Origin of the sequence: Streptomyces sp. NPDC096046, assembly GCF_040303285.1 — a bacterium.
Classification (GTDB): Bacteria; Actinomycetota; Actinomycetes; order Streptomycetales; family Streptomycetaceae; genus Streptomyces.
This window is the reverse complement of sequence record NZ_JBEOSZ010000105.1, coordinates 1,949-4,218: the sequence shown is the minus strand read 5'-3', so window position 1 is coordinate 4,218 and position 2,270 is coordinate 1,949. Positions and strand designations below refer to the sequence as shown.

Annotated in this window: 2 rRNA genes (1 of these 2 cut by a window edge); both read left to right on the top strand. The window is 58.6% G+C overall.

The window, feature by feature from the left end:
- Nucleotides 1-1,330, top strand: a 16S ribosomal RNA gene (locus tag ABTX62_RS37745); the annotation flags it as partial.
- 305 nt (nucleotides 1,331-1,635) lie between these two features.
- Nucleotides 1,636-2,270: ribosomal RNA gene (locus ABTX62_RS37740) — 23S ribosomal RNA — on the top strand; it runs 1,926 nt beyond the window's last position.

Sequence of the window (2,270 nt, the reverse complement as noted above, 5' to 3'; positions counted from 1 at the left end):
GTCGAAAGCTCCGGCGGTGCAGGATGAGCCCGCGGCCTATCAGCTTGTTGGTGAGGTAATGGCTCACCAAGGCGACGACGGGTAGCCGGCCTGAGAGGGCGACCGGCCACACTGGGACTGAGACACGGCCCAGACTCCTACGGGAGGCAGCAGTGGGGAATATTGCACAATGGGCGAAAGCCTGATGCAGCGACGCCGCGTGAGGGATGACGGCCTTCGGGTTGTAAACCTCTTTCAGCAGGGAAGAAGCGAAAGTGACGGTACCTGCAGAAGAAGCGCCGGCTAACTACGTGCCAGCAGCCGCGGTAATACGTAGGGCGCGAGCGTTGTCCGGAATTATTGGGCGTAAAGAGCTCGTAGGCGGCTTGTCACGTCGGTTGTGAAAGCCCGGGGCTTAACCCCGGGTCTGCAGTCGATACGGGCAGGCTAGAGTTCGGTAGGGGAGATCGGAATTCCTGGTGTAGCGGTGAAATGCGCAGATATCAGGAGGAACACCGGTGGCGAAGGCGGATCTCTGGGCCGATACTGACGCTGAGGAGCGAAAGCGTGGGGAGCGAACAGGATTAGATACCCTGGTAGTCCACGCCGTAAACGGTGGGCACTAGGTGTGGGCAACATTCCACGTTGTCCGTGCCGCAGCTAACGCATTAAGTGCCCCGCCTGGGGAGTACGGCCGCAAGGCTAAAACTCAAAGGAATTGACGGGGGCCCGCACAAGCGGCGGAGCATGTGGCTTAATTCGACGCAACGCGAAGAACCTTACCAAGGCTTGACATACACCGGAAAGCATTAGAGATAGTGCCCCCCTTGTGGTCGGTGTACAGGTGGTGCATGGCTGTCGTCAGCTCGTGTCGTGAGATGTTGGGTTAAGTCCCGCAACGAGCGCAACCCTTGTCCCGTGTTGCCAGCAAGCCCTTCGGGGTGTTGGGGACTCACGGGAGACCGCCGGGGTCAACTCGGAGGAAGGTGGGGACGACGTCAAGTCATCATGCCCCTTATGTCTTGGGCTGCACACGTGCTACAATGGCCGGTACAATGAGCTGCGATACCGCGAGGTGGAGCGAATCTCAAAAAGCCGGTCTCAGTTCGGATTGGGGTCTGCAACTCGACCCCATGAAGTCGGAGTCGCTAGTAATCGCAGATCAGCATTGCTGCGGTGAATACGTTCCCGGGCCTTGTACACACCGCCCGTCACGTCACGAAAGTCGGTAACACCCGAAGCCGGTGGCCCAACCCCTTGTGGGAGGGAGCTGTCGAAGGTGGGACTGGCGATTGGGACGAAGTCGTAACAAGGTAGCCGTACCGGAAGGTGCGGCTGGATCACCTCCTTTCTAAGGAGCACTTCTCAATCAGGCTTGCCTGGTTCAGAGGCCGGTACATCAGCGAATGTCTGATGCTGGTTGCTCATGGGTGGAACGTTGACTATTCGGCATACTTGATCGTCTTCTCCTTCCAGTACTGCTCTTCGGAGCGTGGAACGTTGAGGGGAGCGGGGAGTGTGTCGGGCACGCTGTTGGGTGTCTGAGGGAACGAATTTTCCTCAGTCGCCGGCCCCAGTGCACTCGGACCGTCAGGGTTCGGGGTGATGGGTGGCTGGTCGTTGTTTGAGAACTGCACAGTGGACGCGAGCATCTGTGGCCAAGTTTTTAAGGGCGCACGGTGGATGCCTTGGCACCAGGAACCGATGAAGGACGTGGGAGGCCACGATAGTCCCCGGGGAGTCGTCAACCAGGCTTTGATCCGGGGGTTTCCGAATGGGGAAACCCGGCAGTCGTCATGGGCTGTCACCCTTGCCTGAACACATAGGGCAAGTGGAGGGAACGCGGGGAAGTGAAACATCTCAGTACCCGCAGGAAGAGAAAACAACCGTGATTCCGGGAGTAGTGGCGAGCGAAACCGGATGAGGCCAAACCGTATACGTGTGAGACCCGGCAGGGGTTGCGTATGCGGGGTTGTGGGATCTCTCTTTTACGGTCTGCCGGCCGTGAGACGAGTCAGAAACCGTTGATGTAGGCGAAGGACATGCGAAAGGTCCGGCGTAGAGGGTAAGACCCCCGTAGTCGAAACATCAGCGGCTCGTTTGAGAGACACCCAAGTAGCACGGGGCCCGAGAAATCCCGTGTGAATCTGGCGGGACCACCCGCTAAGCCTAAATATTCCCTGGTGACCGATAGCGGATAGTACCGTGAGGGAATGGTGAAAAGTACCGCGGGAGCGGAGTGAAATAGTACCTGAAACCGTGTGCCTACAAGCCGTGGGAGCGTCGGACAT